General features: G+C 67.4%; 18 protein-coding genes. 3 read left to right on the forward strand and 15 right to left on the reverse strand.

Annotation, left to right across the window (positions count from 1 at the left end; genetic code table 11):
* Positions 1–1,354 precede the first annotated feature (1,354 nt).
* The 7 genes from KOR34_RS27345 to KOR34_RS20385 all read right to left on the reverse strand — a co-directional run bounded on the left by KOR34_RS27345 (position 1,355) and on the right by KOR34_RS20385 (position 8,447).
* Entirely contained in the window at positions 1,355–2,884 is a 1,530-nt protein-coding gene (locus KOR34_RS27345; protein ID WP_146567672.1) for a PEP-CTERM sorting domain-containing protein, read from the reverse strand.
* Positions 2,885–3,182: 298 nt separating this feature from the next.
* Positions 3,183–3,797, reverse strand: coding sequence for a DUF3299 domain-containing protein (locus KOR34_RS20360; RefSeq protein WP_146567674.1), 615 nt, complete (start codon positions 3,795–3,797; stop codon positions 3,183–3,185).
* A 79-nt stretch (positions 3,798–3,876) separates the two neighbouring features.
* Positions 3,877–4,611, reverse strand: coding sequence for a hypothetical protein (locus KOR34_RS20365; protein ID WP_146567675.1), 735 nt, complete (start codon positions 4,609–4,611; stop codon positions 3,877–3,879).
* Between the two features lie 251 nt (positions 4,612–4,862).
* The gene (locus KOR34_RS20370) at positions 4,863–6,620 is read right to left on the reverse strand and encodes a vWA domain-containing protein (protein ID WP_146567677.1); all 1,758 of its coding nucleotides are present in this window, start codon (positions 6,618–6,620) and stop codon (positions 4,863–4,865) included.
* 65 nt (positions 6,621–6,685) lie between these two features.
* Positions 6,686–7,162 carry a TadE/TadG family type IV pilus assembly protein gene (locus tag KOR34_RS20375; protein WP_146567679.1) on the reverse strand — a complete coding sequence of 159 codons (477 nt, stop codon included), beginning with the start codon at positions 7,160–7,162 and terminating at the stop codon, positions 6,686–6,688.
* Between the two features lie 46 nt (positions 7,163–7,208).
* Complete coding sequence (locus KOR34_RS20380; RefSeq protein WP_146567681.1) at positions 7,209–7,682, reverse strand: TadE/TadG family type IV pilus assembly protein; 474 nt, start codon at positions 7,680–7,682, stop codon at positions 7,209–7,211.
* Between the two features lie 351 nt (positions 7,683–8,033).
* Complete coding sequence (locus KOR34_RS20385; RefSeq protein ID WP_197531623.1) at positions 8,034–8,447, reverse strand: type II secretion system protein; 414 nt, start codon at positions 8,445–8,447, stop codon at positions 8,034–8,036.
* A gap of 259 nt (positions 8,448–8,706) precedes the next feature.
* Between KOR34_RS20385 and KOR34_RS20390 the strand changes: the two genes are divergently transcribed.
* The gene (locus KOR34_RS20390) at positions 8,707–9,684 is read left to right on the forward strand and encodes a hypothetical protein (protein ID WP_146567685.1); all 978 of its coding nucleotides are present in this window, start codon (positions 8,707–8,709) and stop codon (positions 9,682–9,684) included.
* Positions 9,685–9,749: 65 nt separating this feature from the next.
* Here the strand turns inward: KOR34_RS20390 and KOR34_RS20395 are convergent, their stop codons facing one another.
* Together KOR34_RS20395 and KOR34_RS20400 are read right to left on the reverse strand one after the other, a co-directional pair.
* The gene (locus KOR34_RS20395) at positions 9,750–11,306 is read right to left on the reverse strand and encodes an outer membrane beta-barrel protein (RefSeq protein WP_197531624.1); all 1,557 of its coding nucleotides are present in this window, start codon (positions 11,304–11,306) and stop codon (positions 9,750–9,752) included.
* Between the two features lie 323 nt (positions 11,307–11,629).
* Positions 11,630–12,148: a hypothetical protein gene (locus KOR34_RS20400; protein WP_146567690.1), complete on the reverse strand. Its 519-nt coding sequence runs from the start codon at positions 12,146–12,148 to the stop codon at positions 11,630–11,632.
* A gap of 396 nt (positions 12,149–12,544) precedes the next feature.
* Between KOR34_RS20400 and KOR34_RS20405 the strand changes: the two genes are divergently transcribed.
* The gene (locus tag KOR34_RS20405) at positions 12,545–14,959 is read left to right on the forward strand and encodes a DEAD/DEAH box helicase (protein WP_146567692.1); all 2,415 of its coding nucleotides are present in this window, start codon (positions 12,545–12,547) and stop codon (positions 14,957–14,959) included.
* A gap of 13 nt (positions 14,960–14,972) precedes the next feature.
* Here KOR34_RS20405 and KOR34_RS20410 read toward each other — a convergent pair whose 3' ends face one another.
* A complete protein-coding gene (locus KOR34_RS20410) occupies positions 14,973–15,695 on the reverse strand; it encodes an NAD(P)-dependent oxidoreductase (RefSeq protein ID WP_146567694.1) in 723 nt (240 codons plus the stop codon).
* Between the two features lie 16 nt (positions 15,696–15,711).
* Positions 15,712–17,445 (reverse strand): hypothetical protein, encoded by a 1,734-nt coding sequence (locus KOR34_RS20415; protein ID WP_146567696.1) that lies wholly within the window; start codon positions 17,443–17,445, stop codon positions 15,712–15,714.
* 255 nt (positions 17,446–17,700) lie between these two features.
* Between KOR34_RS20415 and KOR34_RS20420 the strand changes: the two genes are divergently transcribed.
* The gene (locus tag KOR34_RS20420) at positions 17,701–18,384 is read left to right on the forward strand and encodes a hypothetical protein (RefSeq protein WP_197531625.1); all 684 of its coding nucleotides are present in this window, start codon (positions 17,701–17,703) and stop codon (positions 18,382–18,384) included.
* A 15-nt stretch (positions 18,385–18,399) separates the two neighbouring features.
* On the opposite strand, the gene KOR34_RS20425 is transcribed toward KOR34_RS20420, so the two are convergent.
* The 4 genes from KOR34_RS20425 to KOR34_RS20440 form a co-directional block, all read right to left on the reverse strand.
* Complete coding sequence (locus KOR34_RS20425; RefSeq protein ID WP_146567700.1) at positions 18,400–19,023, reverse strand: PilZ domain-containing protein; 624 nt, start codon at positions 19,021–19,023, stop codon at positions 18,400–18,402.
* Between the two features lie 277 nt (positions 19,024–19,300).
* Positions 19,301–20,599, reverse strand: coding sequence for an ABC transporter permease (locus KOR34_RS20430; RefSeq protein WP_228714717.1), 1,299 nt, complete (start codon positions 20,597–20,599; stop codon positions 19,301–19,303).
* A gap of 7 nt (positions 20,600–20,606) precedes the next feature.
* Positions 20,607–21,521, reverse strand: a complete 915-nt coding sequence (locus KOR34_RS20435; RefSeq protein ID WP_146567702.1) for an ABC transporter permease — start codon at positions 21,519–21,521, stop codon at positions 20,607–20,609.
* Entirely contained in the window at positions 21,518–23,452 is a 1,935-nt protein-coding gene (locus KOR34_RS20440) for a peptide ABC transporter substrate-binding protein (RefSeq protein WP_146567704.1), read from the reverse strand. Before KOR34_RS20440 ends, KOR34_RS20435 begins: the two co-directional genes overlap by 4 nt.
* Positions 23,453–23,500: the final 48 nt, after the last annotated feature.

Raw genomic sequence — 23,500 nt, forward strand, 5'->3', positions numbered from 1 at the left:
CCGACGCGAGTTAGAGGGCGAGAAGATTGCGGTCGGGGATGGACACCGACCGCAATTGGGAAGCCTCTAAGACCTGCGCCGGACGATCAAACCTAAGTTACGTTTGCTATACTCTTGAAATCAATCGAAATCGGTCGCGTGAATGCAGGTTTAGCCAACTACACTTGTGACTAAGAGGCCATCTCTTTGGTAGAACCAGCACAGATTCGTGAGCGGTTCAAACTCTACGTGGGTGAAGAATGTTATTCGCGTTTCGTAACGCAAGTTCCTTCTAGACACGATGGCACGCGATTGCGTTTCTGGATGGAGAGGGACTGGGGCCGATTCGAGACGGATAACCCCGATTGTAGATTAGACTATCAGGGCGTCGTTGAGGTGTTCTCCGATTGCCCGAAATATGGGGCGAAAGTCAGACGGAAGCGGTATTTGGAGCGTGTAGGTTCGTGGCTGACTAATCAAGTAACTCTTGAGGAGTTGGAGACTAAGAATAGTCATGGAGGATTCGACTTAATACGAGGAGAGTGGTCACGAGTAAGATCTCAGTTCCGCGAGGGAGACGAGTTACACGAATTTCGATCCCCACCAGACACATGGCAGAAACTACGAGGCCGAGCAGGGATTGCGCTAGTTCGAGACGGTGAAGTAATCGATCTAATCGTTACGGCCCTGAATTAGCACGGCATCGATGCCCATCAATAGCTGAAGCTGACTAGCATAGGAGTGAAACATCTACGCGCTTTTTGACCCGTCCAAATCTACAGCGGTGCAGCTCACCTCTCGGTCCATTCGCCGGTCGCCAAATTGCAGGAAGTGTGCCCAACCTCAGCGACTTTGAGCCCGACCCTACGAAGGGTTGGCGTTAAACGCCCGCGCATCTCAAGACCCAGCTACCAGCCCTGACTTCGCACTAGCGATCAGACTTGGCCGGTGCGTTCCCGGCGCCTGCGCGGCGGTGCGACTGGCTTGGCGGCAATCTCCTGCGGCTCGCAAGTTCGTCGTAGGAAACGGCCGCCCGGCGCGGCCCAATGGGGGTGCGTGCGCGGGTTCAGCGGTTGTGAGGTGGGCGGGGGCGTGGCCGTGTGGGTAGACGGCTGACTCTTACCGCCGAGGAATGGCTGTCCGAACGGCGCGCCCAGAATCGGACAAAACCCCTGACCACCCACCTGGGTGGTATAGTCCTAAGGGTCGAATTTTAAAGCACTTACGGAGAATCAGCGGGAAGGGTGTGCCCCGGGTTTTGTCCCCTTCGCTCGTGTTTTTGGACAAAACCCTGCTGCCGAGACGCCGTCAAAAAAGCGAGGCCGCCCCGGGGGGCGGCCTCGCTGGTTGGTCGCGGGTTGCTGGGTGGCGGGGGTTAGCGTCGCCGGCGGCGGGCCAGGGCGCCGGCCAGGCCGAGCAGCGTCAGGGCGGCGGCGGCGGGCTCGGGCGCGGCGGCGGCCGAGGCGGTGGGCGCCGGGCTGGTCATCGACCCGTAGTTGCTCCGCCACAGGGCGTAGTCGAGCGCGTCGACCGTGCCGGCGCTGGAGCCGGTCTCGTCGCCGTTGCCGGCCAGCGGGAACGGCGTGCCCAGGTTGTCACGCCACACGGTGTAGTCGGCCGCGTCGACCTTGCCGTCGGCGTTGAAGTCGCCGGGCAGACCGATCGGCGGGCTGATGACGTCCTCGCCGATCGCCTCGATGGCGTTGATGTCGATCACGCCGCGGAACGGCGGGTCCTCGCCGTCGGGGCCGCCGGCCAGCATGAGCTCGGAGAGGGCGAAGCCGTGGTCCCACACGTGGCCGCCGTGGTGCAGGAAGCTGGCGCCCTTGAAGGTGTCGAGCACGAACAGCTCGCTGCCGGTCGAGTAGTAGCCGTCGGGGTCGGCGGGGTCGATGATCTGGCGGATGCTGAAGATGATCGAGTCGCCGCGCATCTCGCCGTCCAGGCCGAAGGGCTCGATCGGGCCGCCATTCTGGTCGACCAGTTCCTCGCCGTGGGTGGTGGGGTCGCCGAGGTCGCTGGGCTCGCGGTCAAACCGCTCGGGGTGGCCGAGGATGTCGCTGACCATCAGCGCGTCGAGGTTGATGGCGTTGCGGCCCTGCTGCTCGTCCCTCAGCGAGAACGCGGACGGGGGGATCGGGCCCAGCAGCGACTCGACCGCCATCACGATCTCCGGGTGGCTCAGGTAGGCCGAGCCGGACGCGTTCCAGACCGACACGCCGCTCGGGAAGTCGACGTCCAGCGAGTAGCGGTCCGAGTCGCCGATGACGGGCGCGTCGGGCTCCTCGATCTTGCGGGGCTCGGGCCCCCAGACCTCCAGGCCGTCGACGTCGTGGGGGAGCGGCATCGCGTTGACCTCGGGGAGCGACGCCCACAGGCCCTGCATCGAAGGGGGACCGAACATGCCGGACATCTCGACGCTCACCTCGCCGGCGCCGCCGATCTTGTTGCCGTTGGAGAGGATCACCGGGCCGCCGCTGGGCACGGGGACCAGGCCCATCCCCCCGCCCGGCATGTGGGCGGCGATGAGGTCGTCGTGCGAGAAGATCAGGTGCGACTCGTCACGGAGGGTCTCGTCGAAGAGCGCGTCGCGGTGGTTGGCGATGGCGTCGACCTGCTGGTCCTCCTTCCAGTCGGGGCGGGTGAACGAGAAGTCGACGCCGTCGGCCGTGCCGCCGATGCCGTCCCAGGCGATCACCTGCTGCGGGTCGGCCGTGGGGCCGACGGTGGAAAAGTCGAAGTCGTGCGAGTGCTCCTTGCCGTACACCCCGTCCGGCGCCGACATGCCCGGGCCGACCACCGGCAGCCCGCTGACGGGCACCGGCGTGTACGGCACGGCCGCGTGGGCGGCCGCGGTCAGCAGGGAGGCGAGTGCTAGCAGTCCAGTGCTTCTCAGAACGGGCATGGTCGTGTCCCCTCGGTCGCCCTGGTCGGTGTTCCCTCCGCGGTCGTCTCTGGCAGGGCGCGGCCAGCGATCCGCTTGTCTGCTGGGGAGATCAACAAGCGGTGGGAAAGCCCGCCACATTGGTGGAAGAAAGGAGGAGAGACGCGCAGGTGCGCAGGGAACGGCAGCGAGATAGCCCTACCCGGCGGGCGACAGCCGTCGGGTCCTGAGGGTTGGCGCCGGAAAGGGGAGGGGACCCGCGAGTGGGGCTCCGGCGAGGCGCGGCCCGCCGGCTAGGGGGGCCAGCGTGCGTGGCGGGCTACTCGACCTGTTCGCCCTGCATCTGGTAGATGGCGAGGGGGTTGCCGTCGGGGCCGGGGAACTCTTCGATGGCGAAGCGCCCCGTCACGGAGACGGGGCGGATCGAGAACTCGGCCGACTGGCCGGGCTGCATGCTGATGAGGATGCAGTCGTACAGGGCGGCGCCGGGGCCGAAGCAGCACTCCTGGTTGTCGCGGACCAGCACGAACTGCTTGATCCCGCGTTTCTGCGCGGTGGGCAGGATGTAGCCGCGGATCCGCATCCGCTGCCCGTTGAGGGCCTCGATCGGATCGGTGAGCATGTCCCGCGCGAAGGGGGCGTCGGGCTCGATGTCGAACACGAGATCGTCGAACGACTTGTCGACCAGCCGGTCGGGGTCGGTCGGCTCGGCGGGCTGCTGCTTAGCGGCGGGCTGCTCCGCGGGCCGCGGCGCCGCTTGTTGGGAGGCGTCGCTGGTCTTGGGGGGCGGGTCGAGCTTGGCGGGCGCCGGCGCCGTTGGGTCGGAGACCGACGTGAACGGCTGCCCGGGCGACTGGGCGTTGCCTACCGGGTCGCAACCGGTGGGCGCCAGCAGGCACGCGACGCCGAGCGTAGTGGCGAGCAGTCGTAGCACGCGGGTTGCCCTTCCGTTGAGGTCACATGGCGGCAACGCTAGCAGCGGGCGGTGCCGCCCGGCAGAATTCGTTCCCGCTCTACTTTATGTAATCGGCCTGCAGGGAATAGACCAATACCGGTTCTCCCTGAGCGGTGTTGCCGGCGCGGCAGGTGAGCGTGCCGCCGAGGCGGAACAGGCGGGTTTCGAGGTCGGCGCTGAGGCCGTCGCCCAGGTAGACCATCATCTGGTCGAAGTAGGCCACTTTGTTGACGTCGCCGAAGCAGCACTGGTTGTTGTCGCGGACCAGCAGGAATTCCTTGTTGCCGGTCTTGTACTGCACGGAGTCGGGCCGGATGTAGCCCTTGATGAACACCCGCTCGCCGTCGCCCATCAGCTGCTGGATGTGCTCGGGGATCGGGCGGAGGGCTTCCTCGTCCTCGGCCGAGGGCTTGAGCCCCTGGAACGAGATCCGCTGGTACCCGTCGGGCACCTCGGTGGCGAACACCAGGCCGCCGTAGGCCGAGCCGCCGATCAGCGACGCCGCGGCGACCGCCAGGCCGACGGTGGCCAGCTTGGCGCCGGTGTAGATCTCGCTGTTCGCCCGGATCGACCGCAGCGCCATCCAGCTGATCGCCATCGCCGCCAGCGGGATGGCCGCCAGCAGCAGCAGGTACTGCATGTCCGTCAGGCTGGCCACCGTGAGCGGGTAGATCAGCGAGCAGACCGCCAGCAGCACGCCGACGATGGCGCCCGCGTGCAGCGCGCGGTAGCTAGCGGAGTCGTCTTCGTAGGGCTCAACCGACGTCTGGGGGTCGAGGGTGACCGTGCTCATGGCGGCAGTGGGTGGTGGCTGGGGTGAGGGGACCGGGGCCCGCCCAGGGGGCCTGCCCGGAACTCCCATTATAGCCGCGCCGCCGCCGGAAGGCGCTAGCCGCCCCGGGGCCGCCCTCCGCGCATAAGGGAGGCCGCCGGTGGGTCAGTCCGGCGGCCTCAAGGGGTGCTCGTCGGGAAACGAGCAACGGGTGGACACCTGGGAGGGGGCCCGGCCCCCGCCCGTCGTGGGGGGCGGAGCCCCCGGTGCTGCTACTCCTCCGCGTCCATCTCGTAGACCAGCTGCGCGGGGGGCACCTTGGCAGCGATCTGGCCGAACGCCTCGAGCATCTGCGACTCCATCTCGGCGATCGTGCTGCCGCCCGGCACGCTGATGAAGATGCCGCCGCCGGCGTGGGCGATCGCCCGCATCAGGTCGCGGTCGGCGTTGGCGCCCACGGCCATGGTGTGGATGGTGATCCCCCGCTCAGTCGCTTGGACGGCCTCGTAGAAGGCGTACTTCTTGTGCTGGTCGTTGGTGCTGTAGTCGGCGGAGCCGTCGCCGTCGTAGTCGGTCCAGTCGTCCCAGTCGAAGTCCGACGGCATGCTCCAGCCCGACTTCGAGCGGTTGGCCTGACCGTCGGTCATCAGGATCATGGTCGGGCGGGCGCCGTAGCGGCTGTGGCCCTCGTCGTCCGGGTCGCCGTCGGCGCCGACCAGCAGCTCGCGGCCCTTGAGCACGCCGTCGCCCACGGCGGTGTAGACGTCGTAGTGGCCGGCCTGGTGGCGGCGCTGGATGGCGTTGACCAGGTCGTACTCGTGCGAGATGGGGTCGTCGGTCAGGTCGATCGACACCTCGCCGTCGCTGTGCGAGGTCTCCCACACGGCGTACGAGCCGTAGCTCACCACGCCGATCTCATCGCCGAAGTCCAGGTCCGCCAGGAAGCCGAGGAACAGCGAGGCGCCGTTCTTCACCGCCGTGTACGGGTAGTGTGACGTCCGCCACAAGTCCTCCGACACGGTCCACTTCATCTGGTTGTTCTGCTGCATGTAGTCCATCAGCGTGCGGTAGCCGTACTTCTTCTTGTAGGGGCCGGACAGCTTTTTCACGTAGTTGATGTAGCTGTTCCAGTCGTTCTTGCTGGTGTTGTTGCTCGGCTCGCCCTTGGGCTGCCCGCTCGAGTACCGGCCCGCTTGGGGGTACTTGTGCACGTAGTCGCCGTTGTCGTCCTTCTCGTTGAGGCCGAGCTGGCTGCGGATGGTGTTGGTGTCGGAGCTGCTGACGTAGGTCCCCGCGTAGGAGTCGATATCGCCGAACCCGGTGGAGGGGAACTTGCTCTTGGACGTGCCGGGCCAGGTGGGGTCGGCCGCCTGCAGCTCGTCCCACATCTGGTCGAGGCCGGCCTCGACCTCCGACTGGGTGAAGTTGCCGATCGAGCGGAGCTCGGTGTCGTCGCTCATCGAGCCGGAGAAGTCGAGCACGAGGACCAGGTCGCGGGCCTCGACGAACGCCGTGGCGGAGGTCGCGATCGGCACGCTCTCTTTGCCCACCGCCCAGCCGAACGCCAGCGGGAACTCGCCGTCGGGCGCGTCGAGGTCGGAGTTGTCGCGGCGGGCGACCACCTTCACCACGTTGTACGGCGACTCGCCCCACAGGATGGGCCACGAGTCGGTGGCCTGGTCGTAGCCCCGCTTGCCAAAGAACACGTCTAGGTCCGGGTCGACGTAGACCCCATTGAGCTCCGCGACCTGGGCGGCCATCTCGCGGGCCGCCGAGACCGCGATGCTGTTGGCGTCGATCGAGGCGGAGCCCTGCCCCTGGCCCGCCGCGTGGATAGCCGCGGTGATCTCCTGCGAAGCCGCCAGCGCCGCCGCGTCCACCGCGTTCTGCATCTCGGTCTGGGTGAGCACGATTCGGCCCGAGTCGATCGACATCGACACGAACGCGAACACCACGCAGAGCAGGAATCCGGTGAGCACGACGATCACGCCCTGGCGTGGCGTCGGCGGCGACTTGGCGGCGGGGGTCATTGCGGGGTCTCCAAGGGAAACCGGGGCGGCCGGCGCCGGCCCGGTGAGATAAAGGTGGGCGGGCGTTAGTCGGAGATGGTCGCGCGGCCGTTGCGGAAGTAGACCGAGGCGCTCATCGCGTAGTCGCTGTCGGCGCCGACCGACATGTAGCTGATGTCTGAGTAGTCCACCGACACACGGACCTCGAACAGGCGGAGGTCGTTGTCTGGGTCGGCGATGTCGAAGTCGAGCGATGGGTCGTCCGCGTCCTTCACCTCGACGGTGATCCCCTCGCGGGGCAGGCCGTTGGACTCGAGGAAGGTCTTGACGTCCTCGGCCAGCTTGCCGTTGGCGGTCTGCCCGTCCGTTAGCATGCCGTCGCGGTCCATCGAGGCGAAGCGGGCGCCCTCGCGGGCGGCGGTCTCCAGCAGGTTCTGCGCCTCGTAGCTGCGGTTGAGCTGGATCATGGCGAACATGATGGTCAGCAGCACCGGCGCCACCACGGCGAACTCAACCGCGGCGACTCCCCGACGATCTCTGGGCGGGCGATGCTTGTGACTCATGACGCGGTTCCCGGGGGTGGTTCGGTTCTGCTTGAAGGGTGGGGGCCTACTCGTGACGCATGAACGCCTGGCCCTGCAGCACCACGCCGCTCATGAACGGCATGGGCACCAGGGCGATGTCGTTGTAGTTGACCTTGGCGCGGACCAGGAACAGCTGACGCGGCTCCGCGTCCTGGAGGTTGACGTCGGGCAGGGCCTCGAAACCCGACTGCTGAGTCGGCACGCTGGAGCCGGCGTCGAACGACGAGCCGTCCTTGACGAACACCTCCACCGCGTTGACGTCCACGGCGCCGGAGAGCACCTGCCGCACGTGGCTCTCGACGGAGGTCGCGGTCTGGCCCTGCGTCGACCCCAGGCGGGCGCCGGCGCGGCACGCGCTGCGGAGCACGTTGTTCACCATCTGGGCGTGGCCGAACTCGATCAACGCGAACACAAAGAACAGGAACACCGGCAGCACGAACGCCATCTCGACGATCGTGGTGCCTCGGCGGCCGTCCCGGTGGGCGGTGCGCAGCTTCATAGGGATGATTTCCCCCCTGCAGTCGGCCCCGGTCTGGCGGACCGTGGTCGGGCGGGGAGTTGTGGAAAAGGAGAGGAGGAGGAGTGCAGCAGCGGCGGATAGCCGTTCACTGAAACACTAGCTCAGCATCCGGCGGCGTGCCGGGTATACGCAGCTTTTTCTTCCGCGGGGAGCTGCAAACGTTGCAGGCGTTGCAAACCGAGCTGAGAGACCGCGGCAGAGATCCACCGCGGAATTGTCGCCTGAGCGACGCACGGAACTGCGCCGGTGCGGCGTAATGCCAGCCAACGCAGGAGTGGGACCGCTGCTAGCGGGGGCGCACTCCAGGGGCCTGGCATGCCCCCGTCCACGCTACCAGTCGGCGCCAGTGGCGTGGTTGACGATGAAGTCGCCCGTCGAGTTGTCGTAGGCCCAGCTCTCGGTGCCGCTGGCGGTGAGCGCGGCGCCAGAGGTCTGGATCCGCACGGAGTCGCCCGTGTTGCCCACGGCGGCCTCAGGAAACGGCCCGCTGAGCATCTCGGCCAGGTCGGACTTCAGATCGGCCTCGGTGCCGCCGTCGCCCGGTAGGGCGTTGTTCTGGGCCCGGTAGAGCTGGATCGCGTCACGGATGACCATGAGCGAGTGGCGGGTCGCGTTCGAGCGGGCCTCGCCGGCGGTGTCGAACATCCGCGGCGCGGCGACCGCGGCCAGGATCCCGAGGATCAGCACCACGATCACGAGCTCAACGAGGGTAAATGCTGTTCGGCGGTTGGTGTTGCGATTCATCATCGGATCGTTGAAAGCATTTGTTGTACACAGAGATCACTCGCCAAAAGGTAGGTCACAAATGGATAGGAGTGATAACCACTTTCCACACTGCAGGACTCCGCAAGGCCGCTACGCCGACGCCGTCATAACCCGTCCGTTGGTTCCAGCGACCCTTTTCCAGCTGCCACGTCCTGGACGAGCTACTCTTCTGCACGCCCTCTACCAGGTCGTCTGCACAGCGCCGGCGATAAGGCGCCTCCCGGCGGGCCCAACGAGCATGAATCAGCGCCGCAATACCGCTCGAAGCGTTACGACCCGACGCGGCGCCGCGCTGTACGTGGCGGTCATGGCGACCGCCCTGATGGTGACGCTGCTCGGACTGGCAGGGCTGGCGAAGGTGCAGATCCAGCGGCGCGAGGCGACCGAGCTGGCCGACCGCATCGCCGCCCGCGAGGCCGCCAACGGCGCGGCTGGGTTGGCGCTGATCAACATCGCTGCCGACAACAACTGGCGGACCAACTACGCCAGCGGGGTGGAGTCGACGCCGCTGGCGATCGGCGGCGCCCGCGGCGCCACGGTCAGCTGGGTGATGGTCGATTCGGATGGCGACCTTACCAATCAGGACACGGACCTGCAGCTGTCAGGCGTCGGCCGTGTGGGCGATTCGGTGCAGGTGGCGACCGTCGGCGTCAAAGCGGTGGGGGTTGGCCCCAGTGAGCTGCGCAACTACGACATCCTGTCGGGGGCGTCGTCGGACAAGCTGGCGGACGACAAGTGGTGGTGCCAGTACCTCCGGCCAGACCTACCGGACGACGCCATCTCGTGGCGGGTCACCCGAGTAGAGTTCTACTGCCGCAGGGACCAGAGCAACCGGGATCTGCAGGTGGTGCTCTACGAGCCCACCGCCTCGAACTGGCCGTCAGGGGTCGTGCTCGACTCGGTGAACGCCAGCAGCAATGACTTTGGGAGCTCGTGGGGCTGGCGGGGCGTCACTTTCAGTGGCGGCGCTTCGTTGGGCGCGGACGACGGCGTCTGCGTCGCCCTGACAACTTCGGAAAACCAAGAACCGTTGGAGATCGCCTACCGGAGCGGGGGCGTTGGCGAGTCGCAATCGGCGCTTATCACCGGGGATCCTACTTGGACTACGTACGACACCGACAAGGCTCTGCTGTACCGCGTATACGGCGAGTACGTCACCGCCGACGCGGCGTGCGAGGTGATCGAGGGCACCTGGGAGTGGGGCGCGCTGCCGTAGCGTTCTGCAACTCGCCACCGGCTTCCGGAGCAAGCGGCCGTACGCAACCGGCCGTAGGCGCGGGGCTAGTACGTCAGGATCGCGTCGACCGCGAAGCTGGTCTGATCGCTGCCCGGCGCGCGGTCAAACCGCAGCTCGGGCCGCATGACGAAGCCCTCGAGTGGGCGGTAGTTGAGGCCGAGCGTGGTCTCGTAGTAGGAGGTCCCGTCGGTCTTCCACCACTCCGCCCGGGCGCCGACGCCCCACCGGCAATTGAGCGCGTAGAGCAGGTAGTTGTTGAGCCCGATCTGGTTGTCGTTCAGGCCGGTCCCGGTGAGGTCGTCGTAGTTGACGTAGTCGGACTGCAGCACGTAGGTCAGCCGCGGCGTGACAGCCACATCCGCCACGATGCTGTGGGTATAGCCGCTGCCGCCGCCGCTGCGGGCGCCCAGGTTGCCCGCGGTCGCGACGTACGCCAGCGTGACGCTCGACAGCGGCCGCGCGGAGAAGCCGCCAACAAACGTGCTGCCGCCGTCGGTCTGGTCGAACCCGGTGTCCCAGCCGAGCGTGTAGCCGAGATAGACCTCCAGCCCCCAGGGGTTTCCGTAGGGCTGGTAGGTGGCCAGGGCGCCGGTGTGGGTGAACGGCTCGCTGTTGAACATCGTCAGCGAGTGACTGTAGAAGAAGTTGTCCGGAGCGGTCACGACCTCGTAGCCGACCGGCGTGAAGAAGTGCCCGAAGATGAGCGACCACTCGTCGGCGGCGAGCTGCCCATACAACTGCGGGATCGCCCAGCCGTAGATGCCGTGGTCCAGCGACGCGTCCCACGACCCGAAGCCAGGGGTGTCCGCGCGGGGGTTGCCGAAGGCTTGCGTCTTCTGCGCGTCGGTTCCGTACATGAGGTCGAAACGGAAGCCCCAGTCGGGGCCGTGGCGGCCGTCGGCCTCGCGGCCGATCCAGAACCATTGCTGCTGCCAGCGGATGCCCGAAGGCACGTCGTTGAACGCCCGCAGGTCGCCGAATGAAGTGGACCGCGGGGTCTGATCGGTGTGATAGCCGAGCTGGGTCCAGCCGCCGACATCAATCCGCGGGTCGGGGCCAACCGGTCCGCCCAGCAGGCCGGCGGGCAGCCACGCTCCAAACTGGAGGAACTCGCCGAAGCTGTCCGCCAGGTAGCCGGGGCTGCTGGAGTAGCCGTAGGGGGCGCACGCATCGCCGCAGCCGGGGCCCACGCCGATCATCGGATCGCCTGCCCAGGTGCTCTCGGACGGCTCGATGGCCGGGCTCACAAGGTCCGGCTGGCCGAGGCTGGGCTTGGTGGAGGGCCGCCCGGCGGGCAGTTCCTCCAGCACAATCGGGGCGGTGGGGTCGTCGGTTTCGTACTGGGCGGTTGCAACAGCGGTGAACGCCGGGCCAGTGAGTGGCGCCGGGGCGATGTCGAGCTGGGTCGCGAGCAGGGTCTGACCCGTGTCGTGCCGCACCCGGGCGACCGACCCGACCAGACCCTCCAGGTCCAGCGAGGTGGTTGGTTCGATGTACCGGTGCACGGCGCCGCTGGCATCACGGAGCACGTAGGGCGGCTCGTCAGGCCGCCCGGCGGTATTGTGGTCGAGCACCCACTCATTCGGGCCAAGCGCCGGCATTCGGCGGGCGATTGGGGTCGCCTGTGGCGCGGCGGGAGCGGGGAAGCTACGCGGGGCCGGCGAACTCGCTGCAGGCCCTCCCTCCCAGCGGTTCGGCGACCAGCCCAAGTCGGGGGATTCGGCCAATGCGGACTGCCAACCGGCCGCGCACGCGGCGGCCACAAGGGCAATCGATAGCAGATTGGTCGGCCTGCGGTGCATCCTATGTGCGCCGCATGCGTAGCGGCGCCGCCCGGAATAAGGTGTTTCCAGGCGGCTTCTAGCACCCTAACAGGCCGACGGCAATAGCAGCGGTCCGGCGAGCAGCGTCACGCGGCGGCGTGCTAGCGTCCCCGCTGCTGCTGCATGCCCGGGTAGAAGTGGGAGTAGTACATGAATCCCGTCGGATGGCCCGTGGGCGACTGCTGCTGTGACCCCTGCGGGTTGAAGGCCGGCTGAGCCGCGTAGGAGCGGACCTTGCGGTCGATGGCCTGCGTCTCGAGTTGCAGCGTCTGGTTAAACTGCTGCTGACGGAGCTGCGGGCGGACCAGGGTGTTGTACGTGTCAAAGTCGTCTGACAGGCCTTCCTGGAACAAGTTCAGGTAAGGGCTGACGGTTGGACCACGCGACGCGGTAGAGAACGGCTTGGCGCTGGTTCCACCCCCGCCGAACGAGTTAAAGGTCGCGGCGTTGCGGCGCGGGGCGAGCGCGCCGGCCGATAGCGCTTGTGTACTCGATACCGTTCCCATGCTGCCACCGGTAGATGGGTTGACCACGCGGACCTGCGACTGGGCAATGGTCTGCCGGTTAATGGCCCCGGCGGTGTACTGGTTGCCGATCGAGTTGGTCTTGATCTGGTTCAACTGAAACTGCGTGGTGTCCGACAGGGGCGCAGGGGTCTGTGCTGGCAGAACCCCACTCACGGCCACGGACAGAATCGCACAGACAGGCGTCAACCAACGGAACATCGCTACGCTCGCTTTCATTCCCAAGAAACACACCGGGCCCAGCCCGGCTTTGCGGGGGAGTCTTACCCAATGCTAATGTGCCGCGGTCCGTAGGACAAATTTTCTCCGGCCGCTGACGCTCGGAAACGGCGGGGATGGCAACCTCAGGGCCGGCATCCGCTTTAACCCGCACAGCCGGTCGAAGGGAGAGGTGGTGCAGATGAGTGACCCTTCTGGATTCCGACTTGCTGAACGCCGATCAATAGGGGTACAGTGCACGCCTGTACACACGCCTTCTTGGGGTCTACCGCCATGGATGTCGCCGCCCTGCTTCGCAGAATCCAGGCCCGGCCGGACTACGCCGGTCAGATTGAACACGTTGAGGTGCTCGAAGAGCGGACCGGACAGTTCGGCTCGCCGACCGTGCCGCTGCCCGCTCTCCTGCAACGGCTCCTGGCCGGATGCGGCGTCGAGCAGCTCTACTCCCATCAGGTCGAAACCCTCGAGTCGGCCCGCGCCGAAACGGACACGGTGGTCGTGACCGGCACCGCCAGCGGCAAGACGCTCTGCTACAACCTGCCGATCCTCGAGTCCGTGCTCGCCAACTCGGACGCGAGGGCGTTGTACTTGTTCCCGACCAAGGCGCTCGCGCAGGACCAGCTGAAGAACCTGCTTGAGCTGCTGGCCGTGGAGCCCGAGGTCGGCGCCCGGATCAAGCCCGGCGTCTACGACGGCGACACGCCCACCGCGCAGCGCCGGCGGATCCGCGACGAGGCGTCGCTCGTGCTGTCGAACCCCGACATGCTGCACGCGTCGATCCTCCCGTACCATCCGAAGTGGGCCGGGTTCTTCGCCGACCTGAAGTACATCGTGATCGACGAGGTGCACACCTACCGCGGCATCCTCGGCGCGCACGTGTCGGCCGTGCTGCGTCGGCTATTGAGAATCTGCGAGCACTACGGCGCGCACCCGACGTTCCTGGCGGCCAGCGCCACCATCGCCAACCCGGGCGAGCTCACGGCGCGGCTCATCGGCCGCGATGTGCGGGTGGTCGACAACGACGGCGCCCCCCGCGGCCGCAAGCACTTTGTGATGTGGAACCCGTCGCCGCTCGGCAAGGACGCGCTGGCGCGGCGGTCCACGGCCGACGACGCGGTGCTGTGGATGGTCGAGTCGCTGAAGGCGGGCGGGCAGGCGCTCTCCTTCGCCCGCACCCGCCAGGCGACCGAGCTGATCTACCGCTACACCAAACGCCAGCTGGAGGAGCAGCACTCGCCGCTGGCCGCCAAGGTCCGCGCGTACCGCGGGGGCTACCTGCCGAACGAACGCCGCGAGATCGAGCTGGACCTGTTCAGCGGCGAGCTGCGCGGCGTGGCCGCCACCAACGCGTTGGAGCTTGGCATCGACATCGGGTCGCTCGACGTGGCGATCCTGGCGGGCTACCCGGGCGCCATCGCCAGCTGCTGGCAGCAGGCGGGCCGCAGCGGGCGGCGGCAGGACGAGTCGCTGGCCGTGCTGCTGGCCGGCAACGACCCGGTCGACCAGTACCTGCTCCGCAACCCGGACTACTTCTTCGCCCAGAGCCCCGAGCAGGCGGTAGTCGACCCGGACAACCCATACGTGCTCGCCAAGCACCTCAAGAGCGCCGCCTTCGAGCTGCCGCTCACCGCCGAAGACCTGGCGCTCTTTGGCCCGCTGGCGCAGCCGATCGCCGAGGTGCTGCGCGACGAGCGGCAGCTGACCGAGATCGACGGGCAGTACTACTCGCCCGGCGGGCAGAACCCGTCGGTCGGGGTCAGCCTGCGGCACATGAGCGACAACATATTCAGCATCGTGCTGCGGCACAAGCAGACCTCGCACCGCGACGCGCTGGCGACCGGGACTCCCCCGCTCGACGAGCAGGCCCACACGGTTATCGCGAACGTCGACTCGATCAGCGCCCCAGAGCTGGTCTACCCCGAGGCGATCTACCTGCACAACGGCGAGACCTACCTCGTCCGCGAGCTCGACCTCAACGGCAAGGTGGCGTACGTCGAGCGCCGCGAGACCGACTACTACACGCAGGCGGTGCTGGAGAGCAACGTGCTGTTGACCAAGGAGCGTGAAAAGTCGGCCGAGCTGCCGACCGCCGAGGTCGGCTACGCGGAGGTGGATGTGTCGTGGCAGACGGTGGCGTTTAAGAAGATCCGCTTCGAGACTCGGGAGAACATCGGCCTGGGGCCGGTCGACATCCCCGCGCAGAACCTCCAGACCACGGCGGTGTACGTCTCGCCGAACGACGCCACCCGCGCCGCGATGAAGGAGGCCGGGCTCCGCGCGTCGGAGGGTGTAGCGGGGCTGCGTAACCTGGCGGTGGTGGCGTTGCCGATGGTCGCGATGTGCGACAGCCGCGACCTGGGCGGCGTGGTCGACAGCAAGAACCTGGGCCGCTCGACGGCAATCCTCTACGACCGCTACCCGGGCGGGCTGGGCTACTCCGAACGCGGCTACCGCAGCATCCGGCAGCTGCTGGAGCTCTGCCTGGACATGGTCGCCGGCTGCCCTTGCGAGGAGGGCTGCCCCAGCTGTGTCGGCATGCCGGAGTTCCGCCCCGCGCTGCACAGCGACCCGGACCTGTCGCGCTCGGCGCCGATGCCCAACAAGCAGGCGACCATCCGTCTGCTGGAGTTGCTCACCGGCAGCCAGGTGGCCGCGGCCGTGTCGGCCGATGCGTGTGCGGCTTCGTAGTGGGGCTTGTGGGCTAATCGCGGTTGTAGACGACCGGCATCCTGCCCCGCCACTCCGCCCACAAGTCATCGCGGGTAGCCAGCTCGGCCATCACGTGCGCCACGTTGATCCGGCTCGTCTTTCCTGGGTCGAAGATCGCGCTGCGCGTCGGTGAGGCGTGAAGCGTGTAGCCGCTGACCTGTTCGGCGTTGATCAGAGTGTCGGGGCGGACAACGGCCCACTCGATGAATGAGGATTGCCGCCCGATCCGGCTCCGCAGGAACTCGGCGGCGCCCTCGTTGTCGGCGTGGGGCGGCACGAGGGCGCGGATCAGGCCTAGCACGCACCGCTGCGCTGTCGACACGCGTTCGTTAAGGTCCTTGTTGCGGACGCCGGCCGAACTCATCAGCACCAGCCTCACCGGTTGGGCAGGCCGGTGCGACTCAACCGCGGCGCAGACGCGTCGCACCGCGTCGGTCACCAGCCGGCGCGGCGGCCCGAACACGCCACGGAGTGTCAGGTTGTGACCCAGGCACGAGGCGACGGCGCCGCAACTCATGACCTGGTTGGCCAGTTCTTCGTCGGGGAGGTCGAGGACGCTGGCGGCGGTCACCTCCAGGAGGTCGTGGCTGCGGATCTCTTCCGGCAGCCGGTCGGGCGAGCGGACGATCGCCCGCACGGGCTCGCCCCGGCTCAGCAGTTGGGCGACGAGCAGCCGACCGGTCGCGCCGGTGGCGCCAAGAACGAGGGTGGGCATCGGTGGGGTAGGGGGGCTATTCGGTGGGGTACGTCAGCACGTGCAGCGGGCCCGCGCTAGACAAGAGCGGCGCGAGGTTGTTGTCGGTCACGATCGCAGTGAAGGTCGTCGGCTGGCCGTCCAGCAACATCTCACGCCCAACCAGCCGCACGCCGTGGCTGTAGTCGACATAGGTGCGGGTGTGGACGGTCGTGACCGGCTGGATCGGCTCGCCCGACAGTCGGCGCCAGCCGTAGATCGCGACGCGCCCCGGGCGTTCAGCCAGTCGGTTGGTGAGCACCAGGTCCTTCTTGACGCCGCAGATCAGTCCTGCGGCGCCGGCCCGCTGCGATTCGATGATCGCGTTGTGCTGGGCGAAGGTGCGGAGGGCCTCGCGTCGCTCGGTGAGCGGCCGCGGGGCGAGTTTCACGACGGCGTTCTGGTCAATCTGATCAACCATCCGCGCGGTCGGCAGCGTGCAGCCGAAGCGGTCCGCGATCGCCTGGGCGCTCATCGGCGTCATCGGCATCCGCACATAGTCGCCATCGGCGCCGACCGCCAGGTAGTCGGGCGTCACCATGTAGGTGAGTGAATGCTCGTTCCCCGTCGCGTCTGCCGCCGTGACCTTGATTGGCGTGAACGCCCGCAGCCGGTCCGGCAGGTTTCCTGCCGCAAGCTGCTGGACGATTGCCGATTCGCGCTGGTGTGGCGGCAGATCGGCGACCTGCTCAACAAACCGCGCGCCGGCGATCGCGTCGGCCGCGCGGGGCGGTAGCGGGGGGGCGGCTGGCCTGCTCGGCGTCGCGTCTGGCGGGGGCTGGATCCAATCCGTGTAGGCGCGGGGGCCGGCGAACTCGCCCCAGGCCCCGGCCTGCGGGGCGCCCAGCGTCGCCGCGTAGAGCAGGCCGTTCATGTCGCCCACCAGGGCGGTGTGCAGGATCTTGTTCTCTGGATTCCGGTGCACCTGCATCGTGATCCGGCCGTCGAGCGCACGGATGACTTGGAAGTCGCCTTCGACAGATTCGTCGATGGAGAAGTCCTGGGCAAATCGGTCGCGCATCCGGCCGGTGGCGCGGTAGGTCCCGCCTGTGGGACCGACGACCCGCTTGCCTTGGTAGGTGATGTTGCGGTCGTCGTAGGCGAGGACGATCAGCCGGCGGTTGGGATTCTCTTGCAGCCACTCCAGGAACTTGGCGCCGTGGCCGCTCTGCTCGTTGTAGCTGTAGTTGGCGTCAAGCAGTGCGATGCGGCTGATCTCGGCAGGGATCTGCTCGTGGGCGTCCAGCACTCCCCAGACAAAGCTGCCCCCGCCGCTATGTGCGGCGAGCGTGACGTCGGTCGCATCGACGGGGGCCAGCATTTTCACCGCGCGGTAGACGGCCGCGATTTGTTCTGCTCGTTCCGGCGCTCCCCGCCGCCACGCGGGCCAGCTCAGTCCCTTCGCCTCCAAGCAGGCGAGCAAGATGTTCTCATCGGGAGAGACCTCGCGGAGCCGCCGCGTCTGCGCGGCGATGTGCTGGATGTCAAAGTGCCAGTCTAGGCCCTCCCGCAGCTGGCAGCCGAGCGTCTGCTCGATGGTGTTGCCGTTGGGCAGCGCGTAGAGGATCAGCCTAGTTGGGCGATCGGCGTCGAACTGTTCCACAGGGGGCGCGATCACGCGGACGCGGACGTCCTGGTCGATGGTCTCTTCGCGGACCTGTTCGTCGAACCATGGGTCGGTGTGATAACGCGGTAAGACGTCTCCAAGACAAGCTGGAGGCGACGCAATCATCACCAATACAAGGAGTGGTCGGTACGCGGCAGCGTTTGGAGGTGAACGGCGCACTTGGGCGGCCTCGATTGCGGAGGGAAAGGTGGGACGACCACTATAGCAGCGTCGGTGATGCTTTGCAGTTTGCCCCCGGTGGATCGCCGGTGTTAGATTAGCGACCGCCGTTTTCCGCAGCACAACCTCGCGAGCAGGATATTCATGGCAGGGCTGCGCCAACCGCTAGCGATGCGATTCAGCGTGCGGACGCTCTTGGTCGTGACCACAGTCCTGGCTGTGGCGGTCGCGCTGTGGCCGCGTCCCGCGCCGTCGCCGCTCGGGTACGAGATAGGCCATCCCAGGATGGACATCAGTTTGGAGCTGGCCGGAGCCCCGCTGGTGGCTCACGGCACGCTGTTCGAGGCGCCGGTGAACAAAGCCCAGAATCGGCGTGTTATGGCGCCCCCGCCGCTGGGGAACCACGTTGTCGTGCTGGTTGATGACCTTACCAGGTCAAACCGGGAATGCGCAGAGCGGATTGCCAGCCACCCCGGCTTTGGCGAGGCGCGCCCGTCGGTCCACTTTCTGAAGCTGAGTGGACAGGCATCGGGCGAGATCCGCAGCTTCGGTGGCCGTTGGGGGTGGGAACGCAGCGAGAGTGTGGAGGGCGCGCTGACCGCGGTGATGGTGATGGATCAGCTTGGCTTTCGCGTTCCCAAAGAGATCAGGCAGCCGATGGGACTCGCCGGCGCTCCAACCACGATCACATTCGCATCGGGCGCGTCGTTGGAGGTCTGCTACACCAACGACTGGGGAATCTTTTACCTGCGTGAGGTGGCGGGGCCGGAGCGGCTCACGCGGCGTCTCGTGGTGCACCCGTACGATTCGCACTCACGCCGGCACGAGGAGGCGATTGTTCATGCGCACCGCACCGAGCGCGACACGCAGACGCCGAGCGACTAACCGGTTAACCTCAGGCTACTCAAGCGGCAGCTCACCCGACTCGCCGAACCGGAACTCGCAGCCCAGCCTGTGGGCGGCGCCGTCGGCCTGGGTCCACCGGACCTCGCCGAGCACCTGGATGCCCGGGAAGCCGACCGAGCCGCAGTCGATGAGCAGGTAGGCGGCCTCGTGCGGCTTGCTGAGCTCTACGCAGCACCCCGAGGGTGAGACGTTCAGCAGTCGGGCCTCGACGGCCAAACGGGGCGACGCCAGCGTCGCGTCGAGCGGCACCACCGTCAGGGTGCGGTCGGTCGTGGTGCGTGGTTCGGAGCGCCGATCGGTCTGCTGCAGAGCGCTCTCGACCGAGCTGACCACGCGCTCGCTCTGCTGCTGGGTGAACGCGTCGGGCGTGGGCAGGCAGTCGCGCCGGAGTCGCGGGGCCGCGGCGTTGCGGGCCTCGGTGTAGTACCAGCGGCCGCACTGCGGGCAGTCGACCGGCGAGGCCCACGCGCCCGGCTGCGGCGACGGCCAGTCAAGGCGGCGGCGGCAGCCGCAGCACTTGCCGATCATGACGGTCGTCGGCTCTGGTTGGCCGACCCCGCTCGCAACGCCCAGCGGCGCGACGATATCGGGGCCCAGCACTACCTTGCATTGGTTCACGGCGTGTCCTCGTGGCCTCCCGGCGGGGAGTCGCGGCGGTCAATTGCTTTAGGGGTAGGAACTCTTCGGGAATCTTGCAGGTGAGTTGAGCATCACGGGTACGAGTCAAGGCTAGCTGTGGAAACCCGGGCGCTCCGCCGCCGGGCAGCGTTGGCGGGTGCTCTTCGGCAACTCGCCGAGCGGGTAGTAGGGGCTAGCCCGGATACGCTACCGGGTGCTGCGTGAAAGCGGCCACCGCTTGCGTTGGTGGGCGCCCCCGCCGAGGAGGGGCGTCTGGCTACTGGTCCCGCAGCCGCGGGTCGAACGCGTCGCGGAGGCCGTCGCCAAGGAAGTTGAGAGCGAATAGGGTCACCCCGATGGCGCCGCTGGGGAACAAGATCAGCCACCAGAACACCTTTACCGGCGTGATCACCTGGATCCCCTCGTTTGCCAGCAGGCCCCAAGAAACATCGGGCGGCTCGACCCCCAGGCCGAGGAACGAGAGGAACGCCTCGAACAGGATCACCCGCGGGATGGTGAGCGTCAGGTACACGATCACCACGCTCAGCAGGTTGGGGATGATGTGCCGCAGCAGGATGCCCGCGTGCGACACGCCGATTGAGCGGGCGGACTCGACGAATGGCTCATTGCGGAGCGAGATCACCTGCCCGCGAACCACGCGGGCCATGGTGAGCCAGTAGATGGCGCCGACCACCAGGTAGAAGATCACTATCCGGCTGAGGCCGTATTCTTCTCGCCAGGCGCGGATCTGCGGGTCGTCGAGGATGGAGATCACGAAGATCACGACAAAGATAAACGGCACCGAGTAGAGCACATCGACCAGCCGCATCATGGCGCCGTCGACCCAGCCGCCGGAGTACCCGGCGATCGCGCCGTACGTAACACCGATCACCACAGAGACGATTGTCGCGACCAGGCCTACGATCAGCGACACCCGTGACCCCCAGAAGATGCGGGACAGGATGTCGCGGCCCAGCTTGTCGCGGCCGAACACGGCGTTGATGGACCACTCGCCGAACATCGCGTAGCGGGCGCGGACCATCGCGCGGCTCAGCGGCCCCAGCACCGGGAAGCCGGCGTCGCGGTACGGGCGTTGGACGATATCTTCCACCCGGTTCTTCTGCCGGCGGAGCTGCCGCACGGCGTCCTCACGGGCCTCTCCGCGAGACTCGCGGTAGTCAGCGCGTGCCGTGGCAAGGTCTTCTAGGGCGGGCGCCAGCCGCTCCTGCTGGTTGGCGATCCGCTCGGTGTCGAGCGAGAACGTGTCGATGAAGAGCGACCGATCAACCGGCTTTTCGTCCGGTTGCCCTTCGGCGTCCGGATCTGGGTCCTCCAGCAGCCAACACGGCTCGGCGAACTTCAGGTCGGTGAACACCTTGTCGGGCGGCTGAAGCGGGAAAACCGGCGCGAAGAACGCGAGCAGGGCCACTGCCACCAGAGTCCACAGCGAAATCATCGCCACGCGGTTGCGGCGGAGCCGACGCAGCGCCTCCTGCGTGAGCGACAGCCCCCGCTTCGGGCCGCCCTCGGTTGGCTTGGTCGTGACTTCTCGAGTTGATCCGAGGCTGGTCGACATGCGGCGGCTAATTGTACTCCACGCGGGGGTCGAGCAGCCCGTACGACAGGTCGACCAGGAAGTTCATGGTGTACAGCAGCGTGGTGTAGACCATCACCAGACCCATCGCCATGGTGTAGTCGCGGTTGAAGGCCGACTGCACGAAGTGCCAGCCCAGGCCAGGGATGGCGAAGATCTGCTCCACCACCGGCGAGCCGGTCAGCACGCCCGCCACCGCGGGGCCGAGGAACGACACCACCGGCAGCATGGCGGTGGGCAGCGCGTGCCGCATCACCACGCTCCACTGCGAGAGCCCCTTGGCCCGGGCGGTGCGGATGTGGTCTTGCGACAGCACGTCCAGCATGCCGGTCCGCGCAATGCGGGCCACGTACGCCGCGTACGGCGCGCCCAGGCAGAGGCCCGGCAGGATCAGCTGCCGCAGCGTGCCCCAGCCGCCCGCCGGGAAGATCGGGATCATAAATACGAACAGCAGGATGCCGAAGCCGGCCACCACGAAGTTGGGCAGCGCGATGCCGATGGTGGCGATGCTCATCAGCGTGAAGTCCGCCGCCGTGCCCCGCCGCACGGCCGACACGATGCCCGCCGCGAGGCCGACGGTGAACGCGAACGACAGCGCCAGCGCTCCCAACGCCGCCGAGATCGGCAGCCCCTGGGCCACCACCTCATTGACGCTGACGTCCATCTTCATGCTCTCGCCCAGGTCGCCGCTGGCGTAGTCCGTGAGCATCAGCCCCGCCTGCTCGAGCGGCGGCAGGTCGAGGTTGTACTTCCGCTCGAAGCTCTCCTTCACCACGTCGGGCAGCACCCGCTCGCTCTGGAACGGCCCGCCCGGCACCGCCCGCGTCAGCGCGAACGACAGGCAGAACACCGCCAGCAGCACGATGATCAGGCCGATCAGGCGGCGGAAGACAAAGGCGATCACTCCTGGTCCTCCTGCCCGGCCTGCGGCTGGTTGTAGAGCGGCGCGTCGGCCATGTACTCGTTGGGGCCTTCGAGGTCGGGGTCGATCCACAGCCGCCGCAGCGGGTGCGAGTCCTGCAGGTTGTTGTAGAACCCGCGGATCTTGGGCCGCACCAGGTTGCTGCTGACGTACGTGTACACTGGCAGCAGCGGCTGGGCGTCCATCAGCATCCGTTCGGCCTGCTCCAGGATCCGCATCCGCTTTTCTGGGTCGGTTTCGGCGGCGGCGGCGGCGATTAGCGCGTCGTACTCCGGCACGGCGTAGCCCGACTGGTTGTTGCCGTTGTTCGACACGTACATGTCGAGGAACGTGTTGGGGTCCAGGTAGTCGCCGATCCAGGAGCGGCGGCAGATGTCGTAGTTGAGCTGGGCGGAGTTCGAGAGGTACGTGCCCCACTCCTCCTTGCGGCCCGAGATGCTGATCCCCAGCCGCTCCTGCCACTGCTTGCGGACCAACTCGGCGATGGTCTCGTGCTCCTCGGCGCCGGAGTTGTACAGAATCTCTAGCCGCGGGAAGCCCACGCCCTCGGGGTAGCCCGCCTCGGCGAGCAGGCGGCGGGCCTCCTCGACGTTGTTGGCGGCGCACTCCTGCGACGTGTAGCCCGGCATGCCGGGCGGCACCAGCGAGTAGGCGGGCGGCTCGCCGGCGCCCACGGTGTCGAGGATCTGGTCGCGGTCGAGCGCCAACGCCAGAGCCTTGCGGACCCGCACGTCGTTCAGCGGCTCGCGGGTGGTGTTGAAGTTGTAGTAGTAGGTGGCGAGCTGCCGCGCCGGGTTAAAGTCGGGCCGCGGCGGCTGCTCCTTGAGCAGCTCGCGGTTGATCAGCTTCGGGTTGGTGTACGACCAGTCGATCTGCCCGGTCTCGTACAGGTTGAAGGCGGTGATCAGCGAGTCCACCACCAGCGCGTCGATCACCTCCAGGGCCACGTTGTCCCGGTCCCAGTAGTTGTCGCTCTTCACCAACCGGATGCGGTCGCGGATGCGGCGGAACTGGATCCGGTACGGGCCGTTCGTGACGATGTTCTCCGGCGCGGTCCAGTCGGGCCAGCCGTGGGTCTCGATGCAGGTCTGGTTGACCGGCGACATCGCGTAGAAGCCGATCAGCTCGGGCCAGAACGGCGTGGGGTTGCTGAGCTCGGTGACCAGCGTGTGGTCGTCCACCACGCGGACGCCCACCTCGCTGAAGTCCAGCAGCACCGCCTTGCAGGGCTCCCACTCGTCGGACTGCTCGGTCCGGCCGGTCATGCGGAACCGCCGCTCGGCGCCCTCGACGTCCAGCACCAGCGTGTGCTGCTTGGCGAAGTCCTTGCTGGTCACCTCCTCGTCGCGGAACTGCGAGTCACGCTCGATCGCCTTCAGCTCGCCGCGCAGCACCTGGCCGCGGGCGTGGGGCAGGGCGCCGTCGGGCGCCTCGTGCAGCTCGACCTCTACCTTGTCGCCGGGCTTAAGGACGCTCGCGCCCAGGGTGTACCGCTCGCCGTTCTTCACGTGCCACATCGCCTGTGCGTACTTGGCGCTGGTCAGTGGGTCGAGGAAGCGGCGGTAGGTGTAGTAGAAGTCGTGCGCGGTGACCGGGTCGCCGTTGGACCAGCGGGCGTCGTCCCGCAGGCGCCACGTGTACGTGCGGCCGTCTTCTGAGACCTCCCAGCTCTCGGCTACCCCGGGCAGTGCCTGCCGTGTTTCTGGGTCGAGCTGCACCAGGCACTCGAAGATCGACCACAGGATGCGGCCCTCCGGCGCGCCGGACACCACGGCCGGGTCGAGCGACTGCACCTCGGTGCCGTTGGAGAACGAGAAGTCCGCCGGCGGCAGCCGCCCCAGCGAGACCAGCCACCCCAGGCCCGCCACGAGCCCAATCAGCAGCAAAGCAGAGATCAGCAGCCGTTGGGTCATAGAGCCGGGGCGGGAAGCGTCAACGCGGGCCTGAAGCGTCTACTGTAG

The organism is Posidoniimonas corsicana, assembly GCF_007859765.1.
GTDB lineage: Bacteria > Planctomycetota > Planctomycetia > Pirellulales > Lacipirellulaceae > Posidoniimonas > Posidoniimonas corsicana.